21 protein-coding genes, 7 tRNA genes and 1 pseudogene are annotated in these 24,941 nt (G+C 67.1%); 19 read left to right on the plus strand and 10 right to left on the minus strand.

Annotated elements, in window-relative coordinates; translation table 11 throughout:
* Positions 1–80 precede the first annotated feature (80 nt).
* From GEM_RS06850 to GEM_RS06885, 8 genes are all read left to right on the plus strand, one after another.
* Positions 81–156, plus strand: a tRNA-Ala gene (locus GEM_RS06850).
* Positions 157–296: 140 nt separating this feature from the next.
* A tRNA-Glu gene (locus GEM_RS06855) sits at positions 297–372 on the plus strand.
* 83 nt (positions 373–455) lie between these two features.
* Positions 456–532 (plus strand) — tRNA-Asp (locus GEM_RS06860).
* Positions 533–595: 63 nt separating this feature from the next.
* Positions 596–671 (plus strand) — tRNA-Glu (locus GEM_RS06865).
* An 82-nt stretch (positions 672–753) separates the two neighbouring features.
* A tRNA-Asp gene (locus GEM_RS06870) sits at positions 754–830 on the plus strand.
* 65 nt (positions 831–895) lie between these two features.
* Positions 896–971 (plus strand) — tRNA-Glu (locus GEM_RS06875).
* Positions 972–1,044: 73 nt separating this feature from the next.
* Positions 1,045–1,121: transfer RNA gene (locus GEM_RS06880), tRNA-Asp, on the plus strand.
* A 356-nt stretch (positions 1,122–1,477) separates the two neighbouring features.
* Positions 1,478–1,942 carry a GNAT family N-acetyltransferase gene (locus GEM_RS06885; RefSeq protein WP_014896698.1) on the plus strand — a complete coding sequence of 155 codons (465 nt, stop codon included), beginning with the start codon at positions 1,478–1,480 and terminating at the stop codon, positions 1,940–1,942.
* Between the two features lie 27 nt (positions 1,943–1,969).
* Here the strand turns inward: GEM_RS06885 and GEM_RS06890 are convergent, their stop codons facing one another.
* Positions 1,970–2,836 (minus strand): AraC family transcriptional regulator, encoded by an 867-nt coding sequence (locus GEM_RS06890; RefSeq protein WP_041490627.1) that lies wholly within the window; start codon positions 2,834–2,836, stop codon positions 1,970–1,972.
* Positions 2,837–3,136: 300 nt separating this feature from the next.
* Here GEM_RS06890 and GEM_RS06895 point away from each other — a divergent pair.
* Positions 3,137–3,529: pseudogene (locus GEM_RS06895) on the plus strand (gamma-glutamylcyclotransferase family protein); the annotation flags it as partial.
* A gap of 163 nt (positions 3,530–3,692) precedes the next feature.
* Here GEM_RS06895 and aceB read toward each other — a convergent pair.
* Positions 3,693–5,285 (minus strand): malate synthase A, encoded by a 1,593-nt coding sequence (gene aceB / locus GEM_RS06900; protein WP_014896701.1) that lies wholly within the window; start codon positions 5,283–5,285, stop codon positions 3,693–3,695.
* Between the two features lie 67 nt (positions 5,286–5,352).
* Positions 5,353–6,114 (minus strand): haloacid dehalogenase type II, encoded by a 762-nt coding sequence (locus tag GEM_RS06905; protein ID WP_014896702.1) that lies wholly within the window; start codon positions 6,112–6,114, stop codon positions 5,353–5,355.
* A 155-nt stretch (positions 6,115–6,269) separates the two neighbouring features.
* Here GEM_RS06905 and GEM_RS06910 point away from each other — a divergent pair, with 155 nt between their 5' ends.
* On the plus strand, positions 6,270–7,175 hold the full coding sequence (locus GEM_RS06910) for a LysR family transcriptional regulator (protein WP_014896703.1): 906 nt from the start codon (positions 6,270–6,272) through the stop codon (positions 7,173–7,175).
* A 159-nt stretch (positions 7,176–7,334) separates the two neighbouring features.
* A complete protein-coding gene (locus GEM_RS06915; protein WP_014896704.1) occupies positions 7,335–7,769 on the plus strand; it encodes a universal stress protein in 435 nt (144 codons plus the stop codon).
* Between the two features lie 220 nt (positions 7,770–7,989).
* Here the strand turns inward: GEM_RS06915 and aceA are convergent, their stop codons facing one another.
* The 3 genes from aceA to GEM_RS06930 form a co-directional block, all read right to left on the minus strand.
* Complete coding sequence (gene aceA / locus GEM_RS06920; protein WP_014896705.1) at positions 7,990–9,297, minus strand: isocitrate lyase; 1,308 nt, start codon at positions 9,295–9,297, stop codon at positions 7,990–7,992.
* A 381-nt stretch (positions 9,298–9,678) separates the two neighbouring features.
* Positions 9,679–11,226, minus strand: coding sequence for a DEAD/DEAH box helicase (locus GEM_RS06925; RefSeq protein WP_014896706.1), 1,548 nt, complete (start codon positions 11,224–11,226; stop codon positions 9,679–9,681).
* 356 nt (positions 11,227–11,582) lie between these two features.
* On the minus strand, positions 11,583–11,852 hold the full coding sequence (locus tag GEM_RS06930; protein WP_014896707.1) for an acyl-CoA-binding protein: 270 nt from the start codon (positions 11,850–11,852) through the stop codon (positions 11,583–11,585).
* A gap of 147 nt (positions 11,853–11,999) precedes the next feature.
* On the opposite strand from GEM_RS06930, the gene tsaB reads away from it, so the two are divergent.
* From tsaB to GEM_RS06950, 4 genes are read left to right on the plus strand one after another with little or no spacing between them, the layout of a single operon-like run.
* The gene (gene tsaB / locus GEM_RS06935) at positions 12,000–12,767 is read left to right on the plus strand and encodes a tRNA (adenosine(37)-N6)-threonylcarbamoyltransferase complex dimerization subunit type 1 TsaB (protein ID WP_041490472.1); all 768 of its coding nucleotides are present in this window, start codon (positions 12,000–12,002) and stop codon (positions 12,765–12,767) included.
* Positions 12,764–13,264, plus strand: coding sequence for a ribosomal protein S18-alanine N-acetyltransferase (gene rimI, locus GEM_RS06940; protein WP_014896709.1), 501 nt, complete (start codon positions 12,764–12,766; stop codon positions 13,262–13,264). Before tsaB ends, rimI begins: the two co-directional genes overlap by 4 nt.
* Complete coding sequence (locus tag GEM_RS06945) at positions 13,251–14,285, plus strand: uracil-DNA glycosylase (RefSeq protein ID WP_014896710.1); 1,035 nt, start codon at positions 13,251–13,253, stop codon at positions 14,283–14,285. The genes rimI and GEM_RS06945 overlap by 14 nt, the downstream gene beginning before the upstream one ends.
* Positions 14,282–15,241, plus strand: coding sequence for a DUF1853 family protein (locus tag GEM_RS06950; RefSeq protein ID WP_014896711.1), 960 nt, complete (start codon positions 14,282–14,284; stop codon positions 15,239–15,241). The genes GEM_RS06945 and GEM_RS06950 overlap by 4 nt, the downstream gene beginning before the upstream one ends.
* A gap of 18 nt (positions 15,242–15,259) precedes the next feature.
* On the opposite strand, the gene thiD is transcribed toward GEM_RS06950, so the two are convergent.
* Entirely contained in the window at positions 15,260–16,069 is an 810-nt protein-coding gene (gene thiD, locus GEM_RS06955) for a bifunctional hydroxymethylpyrimidine kinase/phosphomethylpyrimidine kinase (protein ID WP_014896712.1), read from the minus strand.
* Positions 16,070–16,127: 58 nt separating this feature from the next.
* Positions 16,128–17,435 (minus strand): lysophospholipid transporter LplT, encoded by a 1,308-nt coding sequence (gene lplT, locus GEM_RS06960; protein WP_014896713.1) that lies wholly within the window; start codon positions 17,433–17,435, stop codon positions 16,128–16,130.
* Between the two features lie 218 nt (positions 17,436–17,653).
* Here lplT and alr point away from each other — a divergent pair, with 218 nt between their 5' ends.
* From alr to GEM_RS06975, 3 genes are all read left to right on the plus strand, one after another.
* On the plus strand, positions 17,654–18,724 hold the full coding sequence (gene alr, locus GEM_RS06965) for an alanine racemase (RefSeq protein ID WP_014896714.1): 1,071 nt from the start codon (positions 17,654–17,656) through the stop codon (positions 18,722–18,724).
* 11 nt (positions 18,725–18,735) lie between these two features.
* Entirely contained in the window at positions 18,736–20,112 is a 1,377-nt protein-coding gene (gene radA / locus GEM_RS06970) for a DNA repair protein RadA (RefSeq protein WP_014896715.1), read from the plus strand.
* Positions 20,113–20,260: 148 nt separating this feature from the next.
* Positions 20,261–20,527, plus strand: a complete 267-nt coding sequence (locus GEM_RS06975) for a DUF2866 domain-containing protein (protein ID WP_014896716.1) — start codon at positions 20,261–20,263, stop codon at positions 20,525–20,527.
* A gap of 211 nt (positions 20,528–20,738) precedes the next feature.
* Here the strand turns inward: GEM_RS06975 and GEM_RS06980 are convergent, their stop codons facing one another.
* On the minus strand, positions 20,739–22,670 hold the full coding sequence (locus GEM_RS06980; RefSeq protein ID WP_014896717.1) for an ATP-binding cassette domain-containing protein: 1,932 nt from the start codon (positions 22,668–22,670) through the stop codon (positions 20,739–20,741).
* 135 nt (positions 22,671–22,805) lie between these two features.
* Here GEM_RS06980 and GEM_RS06985 point away from each other — a divergent pair, with 135 nt between their 5' ends.
* Entirely contained in the window at positions 22,806–23,285 is a 480-nt protein-coding gene (locus GEM_RS06985) for a glutathione peroxidase (protein WP_014896718.1), read from the plus strand.
* 105 nt (positions 23,286–23,390) lie between these two features.
* Here the strand turns inward: GEM_RS06985 and cls are convergent, their stop codons facing one another.
* Positions 23,391–24,830: a cardiolipin synthase gene (gene cls, locus GEM_RS06990; protein ID WP_014896719.1), complete on the minus strand. Its 1,440-nt coding sequence runs from the start codon at positions 24,828–24,830 to the stop codon at positions 23,391–23,393.
* Between the last annotated feature and the right edge of the window lie 111 nt (positions 24,831–24,941).

A 24,941-nucleotide genomic window follows, 5' to 3' on the forward strand; every position in this document is an offset into this window, starting at 1 on the left:
GCAAAAAATTTCGCTCGAATCGCAAAAAGGGTATTTACAAGTTCAAATTCGGTCCATATAATCTCATTTCTGTTCTGCAAGGGGGTATAGCTCAGCTGGGAGAGCGCTTGCATGGCATGCAAGAGGTCAGCGGTTCGATCCCGCTTACCTCCACCATCAGAGCAGAATGAATTGATTTGCGAAGCAGTGGTGGTAGTAATAAATGCTTCACAAAACGATTTAAAGCAGTTATAATTTCGGCCTTCGCTGTTGATGATGAATGAATAGCGAGAGTCAGACAGATCTGAAAAGATTATGTCCCCTTCGTCTAGAGGCCTAGGACATCACCCTTTCACGGTGAGTACAGGGGTTCGAATCCCCTAGGGGACGCCAGATTCAGCGGCGTTTCGTAGTAGAAGTGTCGCGAGGCTTGCAGGAACGTAACCGACGTCCTGCGGGTAACGGTGCAGAAAGTTGGAGCGGTAGTTCAGTCGGTTAGAATACCGGCCTGTCACGCCGGGGGTCGCGGGTTCGAGTCCCGTCCGCTCCGCCAGAACGAAGCCCGTTCAAGACGTTTTTGAGCGGGCTTTTGTATTAAAGATGTAGGCAGTACGTTGTCCCCTTCGTCTAGAGGCCTAGGACATCACCCTTTCACGGTGAGTACAGGGGTTCGAATCCCCTAGGGGACGCCAGATTCAGCGGCGTTTCGTAGTAGAAGTGTCGCAGCGCTTGCAGGACGTGAACGAGGTCCTGCAGGTGAGGGTGAAGAAAGCTGGAGCGGTAGTTCAGTTGGTTAGAATACCGGCCTGTCACGCCGGGGGTCGCGGGTTCGAGCCCCGTCCGCTCCGCCAGAACGAAGCCCGTTCAAAGGACGTTTTTGAACGGGCTGATGCATTAAAGATGTAAGCAGTACGTTGTCCCCTTCGTCTAGAGGCCTAGGACATCACCCTTTCACGGTGAGTACAGGGGTTCGAATCCCCTAGGGGACGCCAGATTTCGGCGTCGTTCGAACAAACGATGCGCCGGCAGGAAGTAACCGACGCCTGCCAGGCAAGAAGCAAGACTGGAGCGGTAGTTCAGTCGGTTAGAATACCGGCCTGTCACGCCGGGGGTCGCGGGTTCGAGTCCCGTCCGCTCCGCCAAAAAATGAGAAAGCCCGCCTTGTGCGGGCTTTTTCATTTGTATCGTTGATCGCGCCCGTTTGCGGGCGCGTGACTGCGGCGCGGAGGAAGCCGCCTGCGCGGCTTCCGGCGGGACTCGAAGGGCTGCGCGTGCACGCGCAGCCGCGGCCTGCAGGATGTAGGCGAGTCCCGCCCGCTCCGCCAAAAAATGAGAAAGCCCGCCTTGTGCGGGCTTTTTCATTTGCGTTTCCGGTTGTACCCGCTTGCGGGCGCGTCGCCGGTTCGTGCGGTGGCGGCCGCACTGCTACGAGAAATTCGCGATTGCATCCGCACGCGACTGCGCTATCGTGGCGGAATGCGTTCTTGACCCCTGCGCGATGCTCGATCCGACCGACCTGCGATTGCTGTATCAGCTCCGGCCCGCGGAGCCTGGCGATTTCCCCTTTGCCGAGGCGCTCACGCACGGCAACATGGGCGGCTATTACAAGCGCCACGGGCTCGTCTGGCGTAGCGACCTGTTCTACGCGAGCTGGCGCGAATCCGAGAATTTCATCCTGGAAGCCGACGGCGAGCGTATCGGCGTGCTGCGCGTGACCGAGGAAGGCGATTCGCTGCACATCCGCGACGTGCAGATCGCGGCCGGTCATCGCGGGCAGGGCGCCGGCACCTACATGCTCGACATGTCGCACCGCTGGGCGCGTGCGCGCGGGCTGCATGAACTGCAGTTGCGCGTGTTCGTCGACAACCCGGCCGCGCGGCTCTACCTGCGCATGGGCTACCGCGTCACCGGGCCGAGGCTTGCGCAGCTCGGGTCGATCCGCCATATGGTGCGCCCGGTCTGAGCGCGTGACGGTTCGACGCGGCGACGGTCAGCGGGCCGTGCCGATCGCGTCGTCGTCCACCGCGATGCTGTCTTCCGCGCCACGATGTTCGTAACCGCGCAGCATGAACGCGCGCGGGCTTTCGCCGAACGCGCGGCGGAACATCGCTGAAAACGCACTCTGGCTTTGGTAGCCGAGCTCGCGTGCGATATGCGACAGCGGGCGCCCCTGATTCAACAGCGGGATCGCGCGCGCGAGCAGCGCCTGCTGCCGCCACTGCGAAAAACTCACGCCGAGTTCCTGCTTGAAAAGCCGCGAGATCGTGCGCGTGCTCGCGCCGACCTCGCTCGCCCAGTGTTCGAGCGACTCCGCGTGCGCCGGTTGCGCGAGTACCGACTCGCACAGCGTGCGCAGCCGCTTCTCGTCGGGCATCGGCACCGCGAGCGGCAGCGGTTCGGCGTGGCTCAGCTCGTCGAGCACGAGCCCGCACAGCAGCCGCTCGCGCGCGTCGCTCAGGTCGCGCGCATCGAGCGCGACGATCAGTTCGCGCAGCAAGCCCGTCACCTCTACCACGCGGCACGCGTCGAGCCCGTCGGGCACGATCGACTCGTCGATATACAGCGTGCGCAAATACGCCTCCTCGACGATCACGACCTCGTGCGTGATGTGCGGCGGCACCCAGATCGCGCGGGACGGCGGCACCATCCACGTCGTCCCGGTCGTCGCGACGCGCAGCACGCCGCGCGACGCATACGCGAGCTGCGCCCACGCGTGCGTGTGCAGCGGGATCCGGCGGCCGGCATCCACCTGCCGCGCCCGGACGCGCATCGGGTGGGCGCGGGTCGGCGCGAACTCGGGCGGGATGTCGATGACGTCGTAGGGATTCGATGCGTCGGTTTGGGCAGGCGGATTCATGGACGATTCGGTCGGCGCGGCAGCGATGCCGTTATTGTAGAAGGCGCCGCGCAGGCGCATGCGGCGGTCTTTCGGCCGATAATGCGCCGGTCAAATGAACTTTGTATGGGGCCGCGCGCATTGCGGGCGGCGCGAGCCCGAGCCGGCGCGGCACCGGATGCCGAACCGAACCATCGGGCCGCCCGTGCGGTCTATCGATGCATGCGTGTCCGCGCAAGCGGCGCGCAGGCAACGCCGGTGCCCGCGGCAAGGCCGCGGCAGCCCGGCACGGCAATACCTGAAGCGAAGAGGAGAACCACGATGCGCTATGTATTCGTCTACGGCACGTTGAGAGAGGGAGAGGCCAACGACATCGGCCATGCGGCCGCGCGGCACGGCATCACCGCGCCGACGCTGCTCGGTGCGGCCGCGCTGCCGGGCGAACTGTACGATTTCGGTACGTATCCGGGCATGGTTGTCGGGGCGGCCGGCCAGTCGCTCGTGTGGGGCGACGTCTACGAGATCGACGAGCGGCTGATGCCCGTGCTCGACGAGATCGAGCGCGTTTATCCGGGCGTCGACACGCTGTTCCGCCAGGAACCGGTAACCGTCGAGCTCGGCGGCCGCGCGTACGCGTGCGTTTACTATCCGGTCGCCGCGCATGCGGCAGCCGACCGCCCGCGCATCGCGTCGGGCGACTGGGTTCAGCACCGCGCGAGCGGGAAGCCGCCTGAGCGGCCGGAACGCCGACCCGGCGAACCGCCACGCCGCAAAAGAAAAAGCGCCCCGAGGGGCGCTTGTTTCATGCCGTCGTGCAGTGCGACCGATGGCGGGCAGGACGGGGAAGACCGGGGCCTCCCGGCCTCGGCCATGGCCGTCAGATTTCCTCGTACAGCGGCAGCGTCAGGAATTCGGTGAAGCCTTCCGACGTCGACATCTGTTCGAAGATCGCCGCGGCACGCTCGTATGGCTGCGTGTCGCCGCCGACCGAGCGCTTCACGTTGTCGAGCTCGGCCTTCGTGTACTCCCGTACGAGTTCCGCGCTGACCTTGCGGCCGTCGTCGAGCACACCCTTCGGCGAACGGATCCATTGCCACACCTGCGAGCGGGAAATCTCGGCCGTGGCCGCGTCTTCCATCAGGTTGTGGATCGGCACGCAGCCGTTGCCGTCGAGCCAGGCGCCGAGATAGTGGATGCCGACGTTGATGTTGTTGCGCAGGCCGGCTTCGGTGATCGGCGCTTCAGGCTGGAAGTCGAGCAGGTTCTTGCCTTCGATCTGCACGTCGTCGCGCTGCTTCGCGATCTGGTTCGGCTTGTCGCCGAGCACCTTGACGAATTCTTCCATCGCGATCGGCACGAGGCCCGGGTGCGCGACCCAGCCGCCGTCGTAGCCGTCGGTCGCGTCGCGCTGCTTGTCCGAGCGCACGCCGCCCATCGCCTTGTCGTTCGCTTCCGGATCGTTCTTGATCGGGATCAGTGCGCTCATCCCGCCGATCGCCGGCGCGTTGCGCTTGTGGCAGGTCTTCAGCAGCAGCAGCGCGTACGCGCGCATGAACGGCACCGTCATCGTGATCTTCGAACGGTCGGCCAGGCAGAAGTCGCGGTCGTTCTTGAACTTCTTGATCGCCGAGAAGATGTAGTCCCAGCGGCCGGCGTTCAGGCCCGAGCTGTGTTCGCGCAGTTCATACAGGATCTCGTCCATCTCGAACGCGGCAAGGATCGTTTCGATCAGCACCGTCGCGCGGATCGTGCCGCGCGGCACGCCGACCGCTTCCTGGGCCGCGACGAAGATGTCGTTCCACAGGCGCGCCTCGAGATGGCTTTCCATCTTCGGCAGGTAGAAGTACGGGCCGGAGCCGCGCGCGATCAGTTCCTTCGCGTTGTGGAACAGGAACAGCGCGAAATCGAAGATGCCGCCGGACACGCGCTGGCCGTCGACCGTCACGTGCTTCTCGTCGAGGTGCCAGCCGCGCGGACGCACGATCAGCGTCGCGATCTTGTCGTTCAGCTGGTACGACTTGCCGTTCTGTTCGAGCGAGATCGTGCGGCGCACCGCGTCCTTCAGGTTGATCTGGCCGTCGATCTGGTTCGTCCAGCTCGGCGCGTTCGAATCCTCGAAGTCCGTCATGTACGAATCGGCGCCCGAGTTCAGCGCGTTGATGATCATCTTGCGCTCGACGGGGCCGGTGATCTCGACACGGCGGCATTGCAGGTCGGCCGGCAGCGGCGCGACTTTCCAGTCGCCTTCGCGGATCGCCTGCGTGTCGGCCAGGAAATCGGGGCGTTCGCCGGCATCGAGGCGCTGGGTGCGCTCGACCCGGGCTTGCAGCAGCGCCTGGCGGCGCGGCTCGAACGTGCGGTGCAGCGCTGCGACGAGTGCGAGCGCTTCGGGCGTCAGGATCGCTTCGTAACCCGGCTTGATTTCGCCGGTGATCGCCATGCCTTGCGGCAGCGTGATCGGGGTGCTCATGAGTCTCATCTCCTTGGTCGGTCAGTTGCGGTTTCGGTGAAGGGGGAAGGCGGCAGCGCTGCGAACGTCATGCACCCGGGCCGGGGCGCGCGCGGTTTGCGGGTCTGCCGGACGGAGCCGGGGTGGCGAGGAATGCGAGCAGGTCGGCCATGCCGGTGCCGGTGCCGTCGGGCGACACGCCGAGTTCCTCGGCGGGCGCGCCCGTGCGGTTGAGCCAGAACGTCGTGTAGCCGAACCACGCAGCGCCGGCGACGTCCCACGCGTTCGACGACACGAACACGATGTCGCGCGGGTTCGCGCCGAACGCGGCGGTGCCGAGCGCGTAGACGGCCGGACTCGGTTTGTACGCGCGCACGGTGTCGGCCGACAGCACGCGATCGAACAGACCGGTCATGCCTGCGCTCTTGATCGCGATGTCGAGCATCTGCGGGTTGCCGTTCGACAGGATCGCGAGCGGCGGGCGCGGTTCGAGCGCGCGCAACTTGCGCAGCGCGGGCACCGTGTCGGGGTACGTGGACAGGCACGCGTATTCGTCCATCAGCCGCTTTTCGGCCGCGCTGTTCAGGGCGAGGCCGAGCGAGCGCGCGGCGAACCGCAGCGCGTCGAGCGTGATGTCGCGGAACGGCCGATAGCGGGCGCCGGCCGGATCGGCGAGCGTGCGCAACTGCGAGTATTCGATTTGCTTGCGTCGCCACAGCTGCGACAACCGTTCCCCGTGGCCGGGAAACATCTGCTCCGACGCGGCCACGACCGCATGCACGTCGAACAACGTGCCGAATGCGTCGAAGAGGATTGCGTCGGGAGAGGAGAGTGTCGTTGTGGCCGACATAGCCTTGCGCTCCAGTTTCAGAGGTCGGTTCGATTCTATTCGTGATCGTATCTACTAAAAAAGACGCTAAACATCACTTGATCTTTTACTTTCATATACCTAATCTTGAGCGGCTTCAGTCAATATGAGGGGCGGGAGCGCCGTCCTTTCGAGTCATGGACCGGTTCAAACAGATCGAAACGTTCGCCGCGGTCGCGGCAAAGGGCAGCCTGTCGGCGGCTGCGCACGCGGAAGGCGTCGCGCCGGCGATCATCGGCCGCCGCCTCGACGCGCTCGAGGAGCGGCTCGGCGTCAAGCTGCTGGTGCGCACGACGCGCAAGCTCACACTGACCTTCGAGGGTTCGGCCTTTCTCGAGGATTGCCAGCGGATCATCAACGACATGCAGAACGCGGAGGCGAGCGTGTCCGCCGGCGGCGTGAAGGCGAGCGGCCATCTGCGCATTTCCGCGCCGGCCGGCTTCGGCCGGCGGCACGTCGCGCCGCTCGTGCCCGAATTCAGCGGCGTGCATCCGGACGTGTCGGTCACGCTCGACCTGTCCGACCGGATGGTCGACCTCGTCAATGAAGGGTTCGATTGCGCGGTGCGGCTCGGCGAGCTGCCGGACTCGTCGCTCGTGTCGCTGAAACTCGGCGAGAACCGTCGCGTATGCGTGGCGTCCCCCGCGTATCTCGCACGGCGCGGCACGCCTGCCACGCTCGCGGAACTCGCGCGCCACAACTGCCTCGCGCTTGCCGCCAACGCGAACCAGCAGCGCGGCTGGGCATTCCAGGAAGACGACAAGGTCGTGTCGATCCGCGTGAACGGCACGATGGAGTGCTCGGACGGCGCGGTGCTGCACGAGTGGTGCCTGGCCGGCCACGGCCTGGCGTGGCGATCGTGGTGGGAGGTCGGCGACGACATCGCGGCCGGCCGCCTCGTCAGCGTGCTCGATGCGTTCGCGGCGCCGCCGATCGGTATCCACGCGGTGTTTCCGCAACGCCGCCACCTGCCGCTGCGCGTGCGCCTGTTCCTCGATTACCTGAAACATACGTACGAACGGCCCGGATATTGGGGCGAGTAGGGCGTGCTGGCCCGCGCGTTTCCGATATGAGGACGAACCCGCTGCCGGCCCCGGTCGCGCGGTTTCGCGCACTACAATCGAAACTGACATGGGCAACGGGTCGCGACGGGTTCGCACGGGTTCGCGGCGCGCACGGTGCGACTGACGCAGGAGGGCGCGATGTTCCGGCACATCCTCGTTCCAACCGACGGTTCCGAACTGTCGCGGAAGGCGATCGACGGCGCGATCGACCTGGCGCGCGCGGTCGGCGCGCAGGTAACGGCCTATGCGTGCCTGCCGCAATATCCGTACTCGCCGTTTTCCGAAGTGATCATCGAGCCGCCCGCCGATTTCCGGGCGCGCAGCGAGCGCGAGGCGCGCGCGCACCTCGACGAGGTGCAGGCGGCCGCGAAGGAGGCCGGCGTCGTCTGCGACAGCTGGACCAGCGTGCATCCGTCGCCGTACCTCGGCATCATCGAGGCGGCCGAACGCGGCGGCTGCGACGTGATTTTCATGGCGTCCCACGGGCGCCGCGGGCTCGGCAGCCTGCTGATCGGCAGCGAAACGCAGCGCGTGCTGACCCATACGAAAATTCCGGTGATCGTCTATCGGTAAATGCGACGCCGCTGGTTGCCGCGCGGGCGGCGGCACGGCAGCCGCATGAATAAGGGCGCGCCGGACGAAGCCGGCGCGCGTCGTTGCTGGCGGCCGCAGGCCGCGCGGCCGGTCGCGCGACGTTCGTCGCGCGCCTGCCGTCTCCTCCCTGATGGTTGTTCGGTGCTGCCGATGCCGCGCCGTCGCGTGACGGGTGGGCATCGGCTTGACGCCGGCCGCGTTACGCGACCTTCTTGCCGTCGAAGAACTGTTCGTCCTCGGTCGAGCCGTGCAGCGCGGTCGTCGAGGCTTCGCGCTCGACTGTCTGCGTCACGGCGTCGAAGTAGCCGGTGCCGACTTCGCGCTGGTGCTTGACGGCCGTGAAGCCCTTGTCGGCCGCCGCGAACTCGGCCTGCTGCAGCTCGACGAACGCGCTCATCTGCGTGCGGGCGTAGCCGTGCGCGAGGTTGAACATCGAGTAGTTCAGCGCATGGAAGCCGGCCAGCGTGATGAACTGGAACTTGTAGCCCATCGCGCCGAGCTCCTTCTGGAACTTCGCGATCGTCGCGTCGTCGAGATTCTTCTTCCAGTTGAACGACGGCGAGCAGTTGTACGACAGCATCTTGCCCGGGAACTGCTTGTGGATCGCTTCCGCGAACTTCTTCGCGTACTCGAGATCCGGTTTGCCCGTTTCGCACCACACCAGGTCGGCATGCGGCGCATACGCGAGGCCGCGCGAGATGGCCTGCTCGATGCCCGGCTTCGTGCGGAAGAAGCCTTCGACCGTGCGCTCGCCCGTGAGGAACGGCTTGTCGTTGTCGTCGACGTCGGACGTGATCAGGTCCGCGGCTTCCGCGTCGGTGCGCGCCACCAGCACGGTCGGCGTGCCCATCACGTCGGCGGCGAGACGCGCCGCCGACAGCTTCGCGACCGCTTCGCGCGTCGGCACGAGCACCTTGCCGCCCATGTGACCGCATTTCTTCACCGACGCGAGCTGGTCTTCGAAGTGGACGCCCGATGCGCCTGCCTCGATCATTGCCTTCATCAGTTCGAACGCGTTCAGCACGCCACCGAAGCCGGCTTCCGCGTCCGCGACGATCGGCGCGAAGAAATCGACGTAGCCTTCGTCGCCCGGGTTCTTGCCTTCCGACCACTGGATCTGGTCGGCGCGCGTCAGCGTGTTGTTGATGCGCTTCACGACGAGCGGCACCGAGTTCGCCGGGTACAGCGACTGGTCCGGGTACATTTCGCCCGCGACGTTCGCGTCGCCGGCCACTTGCCAGCCGGACAGGTAGATCGCCTTGAGACCGGCCTTCACCTGCTGCATCGCTTGGTTGCCGGTCAGTGCGCCGAGGGCGTTGACGAACGGCTCTTCGTTGATGAGGCGCCACAGTTTTTCCGCGCCGCGCTTGGCCAGCGTGTGCTCGACGGCGATCGAGCCGCGCAGGCGTACCACGTCCTCAGCCGTGTAGCTGCGCTTGATGCCCTTCCAGCGCGGATCGGATTCCCATTGCTGTTGCAGTTCCTGTGCCTGTTGCTGTCGCGACATGATGAGCTCCTTGATGCGGTGTATTGCCTGATGGGTCGAATCGGACGGTGGGATGCTGTTCTCGAAGCGGGGCGTCGTGCGTTTCCGTTTCGTGAGGTCTTGTATAAGAGTCTAGGCAAACCGATCGGAGTGAAACAGGGGCTTTATCAGGATGTGTGAATTTTTTTAGCTGTTATAAATCAATTGCTTGCAATGTACATTTCACAGTAAGAAACGTATTTTCCCATCCCGCAATCGCGAGGGTTGTGCCACGCAGCATGGTTTTTTACGACGCAAAAAAATTTTCCGCATCGTGAAATTTGGCGCGGGACGAAAAAAAACCGGCGCGGATGCGCCGGTCTGCCGGATGGGCGGGGCGGCCGAAGGGCCGCCCGGGCGTGCTTACGACGCCGAATTGCTGCGACGGGGGCCGCCGCTGCGCTGGCCGTCGCGACGCGGGCCGCCGTCACGGCTGCCGCTCGGCTTGCCGCTCCAGCCGCCGCCATTGCCGCCGCCGTAGCTGCGGCCGCCGCCGTTGCCGCCATAACCGCCGCCCGGCTTGCCGCCGAAACGACGACCGCCGTTACCGCCGCCCGGACGGCCACGGCCGCCGGTGCCGCGATCGTTGCGCGGGGGCGCCTTGCGCGGCTCGAAACCTTCGATCACGTTGACCGGCAGCGGCGAGCGCACGAAGCGCTCGATGCGCTTGAGCGCGCCTTGCTCGGCGTGGTGCACGAGGCTCACTGCCGTGCCCGAACGGCCAGCACGGCCGGTACGGCCGATCCGGTGCACGTAGTCTTCCGCGAACTTCGGCAGGTCGTAGTTGAACACGTGCGTGATGCCCGGGATGTCGATGCCGCGTGCCGCGACGTCGGTCGCAACCAGCACGCGCACACGACGCTCGCGCAGCGCACGGATCGTGCGGTTACGCGCGCCTTGCGGCAGGTCGCCGTGCAGCGCAGCCGATTCGAAGCCAGCGTCGGCGAGACGGCCGGCGAGCTGGTCGGCATCGATCTTGGTCGCCGTGAAGATGATCGCCTGGTCGAGCGCGTCGTCGCGCAGCAGGTGATCGAGCAGGCGGTCCTTGTGGTCGCGGTCGTCGACGTAATGGACGGTCTGCGCGATGTTCGCGCGCGATTCGAGGCGCTGCTGGATCTCGATGCGTTCCGGATCCTTCAGCAGGCGGCTCGTCAGCGAACCGATCTTGCCGTCGAGCGTCGCCGAGAACAGCATCGTCTGGCGCGACTCGGGCGTCGCGGCGACGATCGTCTCGATGTCGTCGATGAAGCCCATGTCCAGCATGCGGTCGGCTTCGTCGAGCACGAGCATCTTCAGCTCGGACAGGTCGATGCGGCCACGCTCGAGGTGGTCGAGCAGGCGGCCCGGCGTCGCGACCAGGATCTCGGGGTTCTTCGCGAGCAGCATCAGCTGCTGGCCGTAGGCGACGCCGCCGAGGATGCTGACCGTGCGCAGGCGCTTCAGGTGCTTGCCGTAGGTCGACGCGGCCGTGGTGACCTGCATCGCGAGTTCACGGGTCGGCGTCAGCACGAGCAGGCCCGGGCGGGCGACGGGCTGCGGGCGGCGCACACGGCGGTCGCCCTGGTTCGGTTCACGCGGCGCGCGCGGTTGCTGCGCCTGCGTCTTCTGGAGCTGCGCGAAACGTTCGATCGCGGGCAGCATGAATGCGGCGGTCTTGCCCGAACCGGTCGGGCTCGACACCAGCAGATCCCGACCGGCGATGCCGGCCGGAATCGCGCGCTGCTGGACCGGCGTCGGCTTGGCGTAGCCGGCGGCCTGCAGCGCGGAGACGATCTCCGGCGACAGCCCGAGCGACGCGAAAGTCGGCTCGTCCGACGCCGGTTCGACCGCGGCCGGTGCGGCGGCGTCGTCGAGACCGAGCGCCTGGTCGGCGATCGCGTTGAGCGGGCTGGAGTTGATGCTCGAAGTCATAACAATCCTTGAAACACACAGTGGGTGAAACGTCGGCGCCAATCGCGCATACCCAAGTCGTCGGATTCAGCGAGCAAATCGGGAAACGGGTGCAATCCGCCGAACCGTCGGCGGATGAGGCATTAGAAGCTGTTTTGGGTGCGGCGCGCTTCTGGAGCGAGGCCGCCAGCCTAGTTGACGACCGCAAGGGTCGAAGCAGGAGGGGACAGGTTCTAAACCGGATTGGAGCTTAACGCTACGAGGCGTCAGGCCGGACGGCTTGCGAGCCGAGCGCGGAGGTGACGCAGGCCGCATTATAAAGAAATTTGCTGCGCTGCGCCACTGATTTGATTGCCTATTGCGTCAGGAGGGACAGGTCAGGACGCCGTGCCGTTCTTCAGCGATTCGACGAGCTCGATGTATTGCTGCTTTGCTGCATCCTGCGACGTGCCTTTCAGCGCGTCCCACGCGTCGTACTTGTACTTGCCGACGATGTCGGTGAAGCCCGGCTTGTCGCCGTGCGCGTCGCCGTCGGTGGCCTGCTTGAAGAGCGCGTACAGGCGCAGCAGGGTCAGGTTGCCCGGGCGCTCGGTCAGTTGCTTGACGTCGACCTGGGCCTGGTCGAATTGGGTGGTGAGTTCGCTCATCGTGTGTCTCCGTAAGAGTTTCGAGTCGGCCGATCTTAACAAGCGCCGCGCCGCGCGGGGTCGAGCGATCCTTCCAAACCGCCGGCGGCGCGGCGCGCGCACCGCGATCGGGTCCAATCGCCCGTGGGAGCGGGGCGCCGCATTACAATGTCGGCCATGACGCAAACAGTGCTCCTCGCCATCGATACGTCGACCGAATACTGCTCGGTCGCGCTGCTGCGCTCGGCCCACGCCGATGACGCCGTTTCCATCCCGCAAACCTGGGCCCGCCACGAGCTGACGGGCGCCGTGTCGAGCACGCGCGTGCTGCCGGCCATCCAGGAGTTGTTCGCCGAAGCGGGCCTCACGCTCGCCGACTGCGACGCGATCGCGTTCGGCGCGGGCCCCGGCTCGTTCACCGGGCTGCGCACCGCGACCGGCATTACCCAGGGCCTCGCGTTCGGGCGCGGGCTGCCGGTCGTGCCGGTCAGCACGCTGCTCGCGTGCGCCGAGCACGCGCGGCTGCGCGCGCCGGGCACGACGCGCGTGCTGGTCGCGCTCGATGCGCGGATGGACGAAGCGTACTGGGCCGACTTCGCGTGGGACGACGTCGCGGGCGACTGGCGCACGCTGCATCCGGCTTCGCTCGATGCGCCGGGCGCCGTCGGCGTGCCCGACGCGCCGTTCACGCTCGCGGGCAATGCGGCCGCGGCGTTCGGCGCGCAGTTGCCGGCCACGGCACGCGCGGCCGTGATCGACGGCGACGCGCTGCCGCATGCGCTGGCAGTCGCGCATGCCGGGCTGCGGGCGTTCCGCGCCGGCCGTGCGGTGCCGGCCGACCAGGCCGCGCCCGAATACGTGCGCGACAAGGTCGCGCAGACCACCGCCGAGAGGATCGCGGCACGCGCCGCGCAGAAGGGCGGGGCGCAAGGATGACGGGAGTATTGCTGAGCGACCGCTATTTGTCGCCGATGACCGATACCGATCTCGACGAGGTCGTCGCGATCGAGCAGGTTGCGTACGAATTCCCGTGGAGCCGCGGCAACTTCGAGGATTCGCTGCGCAACGGCTATTTCGGCGTGTGCCTGCGGCACGTGACGGGTGCGCTGGTCGGCTATTGCGTGCTGATGCCGGTGATCGACGAGATGCACCTGCTGAACCTGTGCGTTGCGCCGGCCGCCCAGCAATCGGGCGCGGGCCTCGCGCTGCTGCGCGAAGCCGTGCGCGTCTCGCGTGCGGAACGGCTCGACGGCGTGCTGCTCGAGGTGCGGCCGTCCAATTCGCGCGCGGTCCATCTGTACGAGCGCTTTGGCTTCGTGACGATCGGCCGGCGCAAGAACTACTATCCGGCGCGGCATCGCAGCCGGGAGGACGCGATCGTGATGCGTCTGACGCTGAACAAGGACGAAGGGGACGCGCATGGCGTGGGCTGAAGCAGCGCTCGAGGAAATGGGGCTTGCGCAGATCTGGGTGCGGCGCGGGCAGCGCGCGGAGCCTGGCGCGGTGGCCGAAGCGCCGGCTGCGGCGGACGATCTGCCTGCCGTTGCGGCCGCAACCGTCGCGGCGGCGCCGCGGCCGGTGGCCGGGCAGGCGCGCGATGCGCAGCCTGCCGCAGCCCGTGCGCTCGTGCGCGACGATGCGTCGCAGGTGGGTGGCGCCGCGCGCGATGCGGCGCCGGCTGCCGAATCGGGCACGGCCGCACGTGCAGCGATCGATGACGATCGTGCCTCGGCCAGGCACGTGCCGGCCGCTTCCGCGGACGACATGCCGCCGGTCACCGACGACGATTTCGCGTGGTTCGACGCTACGCCGACCGGCGATCCGCTGCCGGCCGCCGAACCGCGTGCTGTCGCAACGCCGGTCGCGATGCTCGACTGGGATACGCTCGCCGCGCGCGTTGCCGATTGCACGAGCTGCCGCCTGTGCGAGAAGCGCACCAATACCGTGTTCGGCGTCGGCGATCGCGAAGCCGACTGGATGCTGATCGGCGAAGCGCCGGGCGAGAACGAGGACAAGCAGGGCGAGCCGTTCGTCGGCCAGGCCGGCAAGCTGCTCGACAACATGCTGCAGTCGCTGTCGCTCAAGCGCGGCGACAACGTCTATATCGCGAACGTGATCAAGTGCCGGCCGCCGGGCAACCGCAACCCGGAACCCGACGAGGTCGCGCGCTGCGAGCCGTACCTGCAGCGCCAGGTCGCGCTCGTGAAGCCGAAGCTGATCGTCGCGCTCGGCCGCTTCGCCGCGCAGACGCTGCTGAAGACGGATGCGAGCATCGCCTCGCTGCGCGGCCGTGTGCACGCATACGAAGGCGTGCCCGTCATCGTCACCTACCACCCTGCGTACCTGCTGCGCAGCCTGCAGGACAAGTCGAAGGCATGGGCCGACCTGTGCCTTGCGCGCGACACGTTCCAGCAGGCGGGGGACGCCGACGCGAACGGGCCGGCTGGACAATGACGAACGGCGCGGCATTCGCGTTCGTCGATACGCTGCGCGATGCCGCGGTTCGAGACCTGGGCTGGCTCCTCGCGAGCCCGAGCCTGCTCACCGCGGCGCCCGGCGCGCCGCTCGCGCATCCGTGGTCGGATGCGGTCGAACGGGTGGCCGTCGAAGCGTGGCTCGTCGCGCTCGATGCCGCGCCCGAGCCGCTGCACCGCGCGCTCGACGGGTTGCGGCCGGTGCGCCTCGGCCGCTATGCCGAATGCCTGCTCGAATATTTCCTCACGCACGGGCCGTCGCTGCGGCTCGTCGCCGCCAACCTGCCGCTGCGCAGCAACGGGAAGACGCTCGGCGAAGTCGATTTCCTCGTCGATGCGCCGGGCGGGCTGCGCCTGCACTGGGAACTCGCGGTGAAGTGCTATCTATGCGCACCGGTGTGCGGCGGCGCATCGCTCGCGGATTTCGTCGGCCCGAATCTCGTCGACCGCCTCGACCGCAAGCGCAGCCGGCTGCTCGAGCACCAGCTGCGGCTGAGCGATCGCCACGGTTTTGCGCTGCTCGGCTACGGCGCGCCGTCCGACGCGCAGATGTTCATCAAGGGCTGGCTGTTCTATCCGCATGGCGTGCCGCTGCCGCCGGTATCCGCGGAAATCGCGGCGGATCATTCGCGCGGCTTCTGGCTCACGCATGCGCAGTGGCCGGCCTGGGCGGCCGCACAACCCGACGGCGCGGCGTGGAGCGTGCTGGCACGGCTGGCATGGCTCGCGCCGCGACGGATGGCGGCCGATGCCGCGCCCGAACCGCTGGCGGACTCGCTTGGGCTGCCGGCCGTCTTGACGGCGCGCCAGGCGCCCGCGCTGATCGGCGTCCATCGACCGGACGGCGCCGGCGCATGGCGGGAGACGGCGCGCGGCTTCATCGTGCCGGACGACTGGCCGGCGCGCGCGCAGGCGTTCGCGGCGCAGGACAGCTGACACCGCGTCAGCCGCTGCTTACCACCAGCGATGGAAGTGATGGACGGGGCCGACGCCGCGGCCGACGTCGAGCTGGCCGCTCGCGGCGATCGCGCCGGTCAGGTACGCCTTCGCTTCGCGTACCGCGCTGTCGAGATCGGGCTGCTGCGGCAGCAGTGCGGCGATCGCGGACGACAGCGTGCAGCCCGTGCCGTGCGTGTTGCTGACCGGCACACGCGCGCCGTCGAGCCGCACGGTATGCGCCGCATCGACGAGCCAGTCGGGGCTCGCGGCCGCGTCGGGCAGGTGGCCGCCCTTCATCAGCACGGCGCGCGCGCCGGTCTGCAGCAGCGCGTGGCCTTGCCGGACCATGTCGTCTTCGGTCGTCGCGGCGGCCTCGCCGAGCAGCGCGGCCGCTTCGGGCAGGTTCGGCGTGACGACGGTCGCGAGCGGCAGCAGCGCGTCGCGTAACGCGTCGACCGCGTCGGGTGCGAGCAGCGCGTGGGAACTCTTCGAAATCATCACCGTATCGAGCACGACGAAGCGCGGCGTGTAACGCCGCAGTGCGTCGGCCACCGCGTGCACGATCGCCGCGTTCGCGAGCATGCCGATCTTGACCGCGTCGATGCGGATGTCGTCGAACACCGCGTCGAGCTGCGCAGTCACGAACGCGGCGTCCGGCGCATGCACGCCGGTCACGCCGCGCGTGTTCTGCGCGGTCAGCGCGGTGATCACGCTCGCGCCGTACGCGCCGAGCGCGGAAAAGGTCTTCAGGTCGGCCTGGATGCCTGCGCCGCCGCCCGAGTCGGAGCCGGCGATCGTCAGGACGTTGGGTATCGGGTGCGTCATGATGGCAAGACGCCGGTTCGAGGACCGGCGTCGACGGACGGAAACGGAAAGTGTAGCGTCAGTGCCGCGATTCGCCGATCAGCGCGACCGAGTCGAACTGGCGCTGGTTCGCCTGGTGGCGGCGCATCACGAGCCACATCGTCAGGCAGACGAACGTGCCGAACAGCACGATCACGACGCCGACCGGCACGTCGAGCCATACCAGCACCGCGTACAGGCACAGCATCACAAGCACCGAAAGGTTCTCGTTGAAGTTCTGCACCGCGATCGAGTGGCCGGCCGACAGCAGCACGTGGCCGCGATGCTGCAGCAGCGCATTCATCGGAACGACGAAATAGCCGGACAACGCGCCGACGCCGATCAGGAAGATATACGCGACGATCAGGTACGCCGGCAGGCGCAGGTGACCGATGTGCAGAGCCCAGTGCGACGGGAACAGGTCGCGCGTGTAGAACGCCATCAGCATGACCGCGATGCCCATGATGATGCCGACGGGCAGCACGGTCAGCGACTTCTTCAGCGGGATCCGCGCTGCGGCCGCGATCGCGCCGCCCGCGACGCCGACCGCAACCACCGCCTGCAGGATCGCGCCTTCGGACAGCGACATGTTGAGCGAGACTTCGGCCCACTTCAGCACGATGAACTGCAGCGTCGCGCCTGCGCCCCAGAACAGCGTCGTGACCGCGAGCGAGATCTGGCCGAGCTTGTCGCGCCAGAGGACCATGAAACAGTCGGCGAAATCGGTGAGGAGCTTGACCGGGCCGCGCTCCTGCTTCGGGTAGCGCGCACCCGTATCGGGGATCCGCAGGTTGAATATCGCGGCGACCACGTAGATCGCCATGATGATCACCATCGCCGCTTCGGCAGGCGTGGCGATCCAGGCCGGCGTGTGCGCGATCACGTGCGAGGCGATGTGCGGGCTGATCAGCGCGCCGCCGAGCACGGTGCCGAGGATGATCGAGCTGACGGTCGTGCCTTCGATCCAGCCGTTCGCGGCGACGAGGCGGTCAGCCGGCAGCAGCTCGGTCAGGATGCCGTATTTCGCGGGCGAGTAGGCCGCGGCACCGAATCCGACGATGCCGTACGCGATCAACGGGTGGGCGCCGAACAGCATGATCAGGCAGCCGATCACCTTGATCGAGTTGGTGATGAACATGACGCGGCCCTTCGGGCGCGAATCCGCGAACGCACCGACATACGCCGCCAGCACCACATACGACAACACGAAGAACAGCTTGAGCAGCGGTGTCATCCAGTTGGGGGCGTGGAGGTCTTTCAGCAGGGCGATGGCGGCGATGAGAAGCGCATTGTCGGCCAACGACGAGAAAAACTGCGCGGCCATGATGGTGTAAAAACCTTTTTTCATCTGATGCGATGCTTTCGTCGCTGCGGCAAGGCCGCGTAGGCCGCCTGGTATGCGATCGGCTTATTCCGTTCGAAATGGGTTGTGCGCACGGCTTTATAACACGAAAATACGGCAATTCGGACTAGCAAGATTCCCCGATCGTTCCGCAAATTGTCGGCTTCGGTGCTCAAAAGGCGCGGTAAGCTGATGATTCGCAAGCGTCTTTACGTAAATTTCCCATGCCGCGCCCGATCTCCGCCACCATCCATACCGCCGCTCTCGCGAACAATCTCTCCGTCGTCCGCCGATTTGCCGGCCCGTCCAAGGTCTGGGCGGTCGTCAAGGCCAACGCATACGGCCACGGTCTCGCGCGCGCCTTTCCCGGCCTGCGCGGCACCGACGGCTTCGGCCTGCTCGACCTCGACGAGGCCGTGAAGTTGCGCGAGCTCGGCTGGGCCGGCCCGATCCTGCTGCTGGAAGGGTTCTTCCGCTCGACCGACATCGACGTGATCGACCGCTACAGCCTGACGACCACCGTCCACAACGACGAGCAGATGCGGATGCTGGAAACGGCGCGGCTGTCGAAGCCCGTCAACGTGCAGCTCAAGATGAACAGCGGGATGAACCGGCTCGGCTACGTGCCGGAGAAATACCGTGCCGCGTGGGAGCGCGCCCGCGCGTGCCCCGGCATCGGCCAGATCACGTTGATGACCCATTTTTCGGACGCGGACAACGAGCGCGGCGTCGCCGAGCAACTCGCGACGTTCGAGCGCGGCGCGCACAGCATTGCCGGCGCGCGTAGCCTCGCGAATTCGGCCGCCGTGCTGTGGCATCCGGAGACGCACTTCGACTGGGTGCGACCGGGGATCGTGCTGTACGGCGCGTCGCCGTCGGGGCTGTCGGCCGATATCGCCGAGACGGGGCTGAAGCCCGCGATGACGCTCGCGTCCGAGCTGATCGCGGTGCAGACCATCGCGAAGGGGCAGGCGATCGGGTATGGCTCGACGTTCTCCGCGCAAACGCCGATGCGTATCGGCGTCGTCGCGTGTGGTTACGCGGACGGCTATCCGCGCGTCGCGCCCGAAGGCACGCCGGTGATCGTCGACGGCATCCGTACGCGGATCGTCGGCCGCGTGTCGATGGACATGATTACCGTCGACCTGACCCCGTGCCCGCAGGCCGGCGTCGGCGCGCGGGTCGAGCTGTGGGGCAATACGCTGCCGATCGACGACGTCGCGCGGCATTGCGGAACCATCGGCTATGAACTGATGTGCGCGGTCGCCGGCCGCGTACCGGTGCGCGCGGAATAAGGGTAGCGCGCGTGGCCAAACAGAAAACCGTCTACGTCTGCAGCGAGTGCGGCGGACAAACTCCGAAGTGGCAGGGGCAGTGCCCGTCATGCCAGGCCTGGAACACGCTCGTGGAATCGGTCGCCGAATCGCCGGCCGCCCATCGGTTCCAGTCGCTCGCGAAGCGGGCGCCCGTGCAGCGTCTCGTCGACATCGAGGCGGCCGACGTGCCGCGCTTCTCGACGGGCATCGGTGAATTCGATCGCGTGCTGGGCGGCGGGCTGGTCCCGGGCGGCGTCGTGCTGATCGGCGGCGATCCGGGCATCGGCAAGTCGACGCTCTTGCTGCAGTCGCTCGCGGACATCGCGAGCGAGCGGCGCGCACTCTATATCAGCGGCGAGGAATCGGCCGCGCAGATCGCGTTGCGCGCGCAACGGCTCGCGCTGCTCGACGGCGGCGCGCCGGCCGACGAACTGAAGCTGCTCGCCGAGATCCAGCTCGAAAAGATCCAGGCCGCGATCGACGCGGAACGGCCCGACGTCGCCGTCATCGACTCGATCCAGACCGTCTATTCCGAGGCGCTGACCTCGGCGCCCGGCTCGGTCGCCCAGGTGCGCGAATGCGCGGCGCAGCTCACGCGCATCGCGAAGCAGTCCGGCACCGCGATCATCATGGTCGGGCACGTGACGAAGGAGGGCAATCTGGCGGGTCCGCGCGTGCTGGAGCACATCGTCGACACGGTGCTGTACTTCGAGGGCGACACCCATTCGTCGTTCCGGCTCGTGCGCGCGTTCAAGAACCGCTTCGGCGCGGTCAACGAACTCGGCGTGTTCGCGATGACCGAGCGCGGGCTGCGCGGTGTCGCGAATCCGTCCGCGCTGTTCCTGTCGCAGCACGAGCAGGTGGTGCCGGGTTCCTGCGTGCTCGTCACGCAGGAGGGCACGCGCCCGCTGCTGGTCGAGATCCAGGCGCTCGTCGATACGGCCCACGTGCCGAATCCGCGCCGGCTCGCGGTCGGCCTCGAGCAGAACCGGCTCGCGATGCTGCTCGCGGTGCTGCACCGGCACGCGGGCATCGCGTGCTTCGACCAGGACGTGTTCCTGAACGCGGTGGGCGGCGTGAAGATCACCGAGCCGGCCGCCGACGTCGCGGTGCTGCTCGCGATCCATTCGTCGATGCGCAACAAGGCGCTGCCGAAGGGCCTGATCGTGTTCGGCGAAGTAGGCCTGGCGGGCGAGATCCGGCCGTCTCCACGCGGGCAGGAGCGGTTGCGCGAGGCGGCGAAGCTGGGTTTCACGGCTGCGCTGATCCCCAAGGCGAACGCGCCGAAACAGCCGATCGAAGGGCTGAACGTGATGGCCGTCGAGCGGATCGAGCAGGCGATCGACCGCGTGCGCGATCTCGAATGACCGCGGGTGGCTGGCCCCACCGCGTGCCGGCCAGCGGGATCTGTCGCGTAATTGGTTGTAAAGATTATGTAGGCTTCTGTAACCCGCCGGACATCCCTTTTCCCTATCCTTTGCCGGATTGTCGAACCGCGCAATGCGAAGGGAACCTATGTTGAAACAGTATGGGGAAGCGCCGAGCGGACGCCTTTACAACCTGCGCGGCTGCCGCGTATCGGAGCCGATCGTCCAGCCCTGGGGCGGCGGATGCCGGATCGTCGAGTGGATCGACGACGAAGGGCGCCTGGCGCGCCGCGTCGTATCCGAGGACGTGACGGAAGCGGAAGTCGCCGCAGCGATCCGCCGGCCGACCGAAGGACGCCGTTACCTGATGGGCGATGACGAGCAGCTGCCGCGCGATACGCTGCCGCGGCGTTGAGCGGATGGCGTGGCCGGCATACGGCCGATGCAACAGGCCGATGCTGGCCGACGTGACAACGTCGAACGCAACGATGACAAAGAGGCCGGGCCAGGGCGCCCGGCCTTGTCGTATCCGGGCCCGGCGCCGCGGGCGGTCGCGTGGGGGCGTGGGCGCCCCCGGGATGCCGGGCTGCCGCCGAACCGATCGGCTGACGGCTCCCGGGCCGCGGTCAGCCGATCTGCTCGAGTTCTTCCTGCACGGCGAGCCAGTCCGCCTCGACCGTTTCGAGCCGCGTATTGACCTCGCCGAGCTTGCGGATCGCGTCGGTCAGTTCCGTCTTGCGCGCGGCCTCGTAGCTCGCCGGATCGGCGACGAACGCGTCGAGGCGCGCCTTCTCCGCGTGCAGCGTTTCCATTTCCCTTTCGAGCTTCGTGACGCGGTTCTGTAGCGGCTTCTTCAACTGCGACAGGCGCTGGCGTTCCTCGGCCGCCTGACGCTTCTGATCCTTGCGGTTGACGCCCGGATCCGCGCCCGCCGCGGCCGCGCCGTCGGCCTTCGCCGCGGCACGCTGCTCGGCGGCATGCTGCAGCAGCCAGTCGCGGTAGTCGTCGAGGTCGCCGTCGAACGGCTGCAGCCGGTGCTTCGCGACCAGCATGAACTGGTCGGTGGTCGCGCGCAGCAGGTGGCGGTCGTGTGATACGAGGATCAGCGTGCCTTCGAACTGCGCGAGCGCCATCGTCAGCGCGTGGCGCGTTTCGAGGTCGAGGTGGTTGGTCGGCTCGTCGAGCAGCAGCAGGTTCGGCTTCTGCCAGATGATCAGCGCGAGCGCGAGCCGCGCTTTCTCGCCGCCCGAGAACGGGCCGACCGGGCTGGTCGCCATGTCGCCCGAGAAATTGAAGCCGCCGAGGAAGTCGCGCAGTTCCTGCTCGCGCGTATCGGGTGCGAGCCGCGCGAGATGCGCGAGCGGCGAATCATCCTCGCGCAGCGTTTCGAGCTGGTGCTGCGCGAAATAGCCGATCGTCAGCCCCTTGCCGTCGCGCACCTGGCCCGACAGCGGCGCGAGCGTGCCGGCCAGCGTCTTGATCAGCGTCGACTTGCCCTGGCCGTTCGCGCCGAGCAGACCGATGCGCTGCCCGTTCTGGATCGACAGCGCCACGCGATCGACGATCGGGATGTCCGCGCCGTCGTCGGCATGGTAGCCGCAGCGCACGTCTTCCATCACCATCATCGGGTTCGGCGCGGCATCGGGCGTGCGGAACTCGAACGTAAACGGCGACGCGATGTGCGCGGGCGCGATCAGCTCCATCTTCTCGAGCGCCTTCATCCGGCTTTGCGCCTGCTTGGCCTTGGTTGCCTTGGCCTTGAAGCGATCGACGAAGCTCTGCAGGTGCTCGATCGTCTTTTGCTGCTTTTCGTATGCGTTTTGCTGCAGTGCAAGCTGCTGCGCCCGCAGCACTTCGAATTGCGAGTAATTGCCGCCGTAGCGCTTCACCTGGCGATTTTCCAGGTGCAGCGTGACGTTGCAGATCGAGTCGAGGAATTCGCGGTCGTGCGAGATCACGACGAGCGTGCCGGCGTAGCGGTGCAGCCAGTCTTCGAGCCAGACGATCGCGTCGAGGTCGAGGTGGTTGGTCGGTTCGTCGAGCAGCAGCAGGTCGGAGCGGCACATCAGCGCCTGCGCGAGGTTCAGGCGCATGCGCCAGCCGCCGGAGAAGCTGGCCACGGACTCGCGCGTCTGCGCGAGCGTGAAGCCAAGGCCGAGCAGCAGCGCTTCGGCGCGCGCCGGCGCGGTATAGCCGTCGGCGTCGGCAAAGGCTGCATGCGCGTCGGCTTCGGCCGCGCCGTCATGCGCGGCCGATGCGGCGGCGATGCGCGCTTCGATCTCGCGCAGCGCGGTGTCGCCGTCGAGCGTGTAGTCGAGCGCCGAGCGGTCGACGGCGGGCGTTTCCTGCGACACATGGGCGATCCGCCACGACGGCGGCATCGCGAAATCGCCTGCGTCGGAATGCAGCTCGCCGCGCAGGACCGAGAACAGCGTCGATTTGCCGGCGCCGTTCGCGCCGATCAGGCCGGCTTTCTCGCCGGGATTGAGCGCGAACGAGGCCGACTCGAACAGCGGCTTGGTGCCGCGCGCAAGGCTGAACTGATTGAAACGGATCACGGCGTGTATGACTGGCCAAAACCGCTATTCTAGACTGCGCGCGACTTGCCCCGGGCATCTGCCGTTCGGGAGGTGCCGCAACGGCGCGATTTCGCCTAGACTCCCGTCGATCCGGTTTCGTAAAAGGAGTGCCCGATGTCCACCCTGTATTCGTTCAGCGCAGAGACGCTCGCCGGCGAGCCGGCGTCGCTCGATGCGTATCGCGGCCAGGTGCTGCTGATCGTCAACACCGCGAGCGAGTGCGGTTTCACGCCGCAGTATGCGGGCCTGCAGAAGCTGTACGACCAGTACGCGGCGCGCGGCTTCTTCGTGCTCGGCTTCCCGTGCAACCAGTTCGGCAAGCAGGAGCCGGGCGATGCCACGCAGATCGGCGCGTTCTGCGAGCGCAACTACGGCGTCACGTTCCCGATGTTCGCGAAGATCGACGTGAAGGGCGATCACGCGCATCCGCTATACCGCTACCTGACCGACGAGGCGCCCGGCATCCTCGGCCTCAAGGCGATCAAGTGGAATTTCACGAAATTCCTGGTCGACCGCGATGGGCGGATCGTCAAGCGCTACGCGCCGTCGACGAAGCCCGAGGAAATCGCGGCGGATATCGACAAGCTGCTGTAACCGTGTGACGCGGCGGGCCGAAAGGGCCGCGGCCGTCGCGCCGGCGCGCAAGGTGGGGAGCTACGCCGCGATACCGGCAGCGCGGTGCCGGCGTTCGCGCTGCCGCTACAGGATCGGCGCGAACAGGCGCGCGACGTGCATCGCGATGCGCCGCCACGCGGGCGATTGCCGGTACTCGCTCGCATCGACCTCGTAGGCCTGCGCGAAGTCGGCGTCGAGCATCGCCTCGACCTCGTCGGCGAACGTGCGATCGACGGTCAGCACCATGATCTCGAAGTTGAGCCGGAACGAGCGGTTGTCGAGATTCGCGCTGCCGATCGCGGCTGCGATGCGGTCGATCAGCACGACTTTCTGGTGCAGGAAGCCGGGCCGGTAGCGGAACACCTTGACGCCTGCATCGACGAGGTCGCGCGCGTAGAGCTTCGACGCCTCGAACACGACGTAGTGGTCGCGCCGGCTCGGGATCAGGATGCGCACGTCGACGCCCCGCATCACCGCGAGCTTCAGCGCGGCGATCACCGCTTCGTCGGGCACCAGATACGGCGTCGTGATCCAGACCCGTTCGCGCGCCGCGTTGATCGCCTCGACGAAGAACAGCGAGCCGGTTTCCTGTTGGTCCGCCGGGCCCATTGGCACCGCGAGGCAATGCATCGCGTCGTCGGGCAGCGCCGGCGGCGGCGCGGCGAGCGGCGGCAGCGTCTGCGTCGCCCAGTGCCAGTCTTCGGCGAACACGTACTGAACGCTGGCGACCACCGGGCCGCGTATCTCGATATGGGTGTCGCGCCACGGCGACAGGCGCTGGTTCGCGCCGAGATATTCGACGCCGACGTTGTGTCCGCCGACGAACGCGCGATTGCCGTCGACGACGACGATCTTGCGATGGTTACGGAAGTTGAGCTGGAAGCGGTTGACGAACTTGCGGTGGGTCGCGAACGGATGAACCTCGACGCCGCCGCGGCGCAGCGTGTCGACGTAGCTGTGCGGCAGGTCGAAGCTGCCGATGCTGTCGTACAGCAGGTAGCAGCGTATGCCGGCCGCCGCGCGCGCGAGCAGCGCGTCGCTCAGCATCTGGCCGAGCGCGTCGTCGCGCACGATGAAGAACTGGACGACCACGTAGTCGCGCGCGGCGTCGATCGCCGACAGGATCGCCGAGAAGGTCGCATCGCCGTTCACGAGCGTGCGCACCGCATTGCCGCCGACGAACGGCATGCCGCCAAGCCGCGTGAGCGCGAGCACGGCGGCCCGGCCGATCGCGTCGACGGCGGGCCCGTCGGTCGCGTCCGCATCGAGCCACGGCGCGCGCGGCGTGTGCGTGCGCAACGCTTCCATCTCGTGGCGCCGTGCGTCGACGTAGCCGGAGAACTTGCTGCGGCCGAGGAACAGGTAGGGGATGAGCGTCAGGTACGGCATCGCGGCGAGCGACACGGCCCACGCGATCGCGCCTTGCGACGTGCGCGTGTTCATGATCGCGTGACACGCCGCGATGATCCCGAGCACATGGATGGCCAGGATCAGGGTGCCGAGGTGTAGCCAGTCGAGGGTCATAGGCGCGTGACGGACTCCTGAAGTCGTGCGGCGCGATGGCCGCTTACGCGCATCTTACCCAACCGTGCGATGCAGCGGTGTGGCACACCGCACGGTTGGGTCGCCGCGGCC

The organism is Burkholderia cepacia GG4 (assembly GCF_000292915.1).
Taxonomy (GTDB): Bacteria; Pseudomonadota; Gammaproteobacteria; order Burkholderiales; family Burkholderiaceae; genus Burkholderia; species Burkholderia cepacia_D.

Bases quoted from the DNA above. Each gene is read 5' to 3' on its own strand.
- GEM_RS06885 (WP_014896698.1), top strand. From the start codon at position 1,478: ATGCTCGATCCGACCGACCTGCGATTGCTGTATCAGCTCCGGCCCGCG.
- GEM_RS06890 (WP_041490627.1), bottom strand. From the start codon at position 2,836: ATGAATCCGCCTGCCCAAACCGACGCATCGAATCCCTACGACGTCATC.
- aceB (WP_014896701.1), bottom strand. From the start codon at position 5,285: ATGAGCACCCCGATCACGCTGCCGCAAGGCATGGCGATCACCGGCGAA.
- GEM_RS06905 (WP_014896702.1), bottom strand. From the start codon at position 6,114: ATGTCGGCCACAACGACACTCTCCTCTCCCGACGCAATCCTCTTCGAC.
- GEM_RS06910 (WP_014896703.1), top strand. From the start codon at position 6,270: ATGGACCGGTTCAAACAGATCGAAACGTTCGCCGCGGTCGCGGCAAAG.
- GEM_RS06915 (WP_014896704.1), top strand. From the start codon at position 7,335: ATGTTCCGGCACATCCTCGTTCCAACCGACGGTTCCGAACTGTCGCGG.
- aceA (WP_014896705.1), bottom strand. From the start codon at position 9,297: ATGTCGCGACAGCAACAGGCACAGGAACTGCAACAGCAATGGGAATCC.
- GEM_RS06925 (WP_014896706.1), bottom strand. From the start codon at position 11,226: ATGACTTCGAGCATCAACTCCAGCCCGCTCAACGCGATCGCCGACCAG.
- GEM_RS06930 (WP_014896707.1), bottom strand. From the start codon at position 11,852: ATGAGCGAACTCACCACCCAATTCGACCAGGCCCAGGTCGACGTCAAG.
- tsaB (WP_041490472.1), top strand. From the start codon at position 12,000: ATGTCGGCCATGACGCAAACAGTGCTCCTCGCCATCGATACGTCGACC.
- rimI (WP_014896709.1), top strand. From the start codon at position 12,764: ATGACGGGAGTATTGCTGAGCGACCGCTATTTGTCGCCGATGACCGAT.
- GEM_RS06945 (WP_014896710.1), top strand. From the start codon at position 13,251: ATGGCGTGGGCTGAAGCAGCGCTCGAGGAAATGGGGCTTGCGCAGATC.
- GEM_RS06950 (WP_014896711.1), top strand. From the start codon at position 14,282: ATGACGAACGGCGCGGCATTCGCGTTCGTCGATACGCTGCGCGATGCC.
- thiD (WP_014896712.1), bottom strand. From the start codon at position 16,069: ATGACGCACCCGATACCCAACGTCCTGACGATCGCCGGCTCCGACTCG.
- lplT (WP_014896713.1), bottom strand. From the start codon at position 17,435: ATGAAAAAAGGTTTTTACACCATCATGGCCGCGCAGTTTTTCTCGTCG.
- alr (WP_014896714.1), top strand. From the start codon at position 17,654: ATGCCGCGCCCGATCTCCGCCACCATCCATACCGCCGCTCTCGCGAAC.
- GEM_RS06975 (WP_014896716.1), top strand. From the start codon at position 20,261: ATGTTGAAACAGTATGGGGAAGCGCCGAGCGGACGCCTTTACAACCTG.
- GEM_RS06985 (WP_014896718.1), top strand. From the start codon at position 22,806: ATGTCCACCCTGTATTCGTTCAGCGCAGAGACGCTCGCCGGCGAGCCG.
- cls (WP_014896719.1), bottom strand. From the start codon at position 24,830: ATGACCCTCGACTGGCTACACCTCGGCACCCTGATCCTGGCCATCCAT.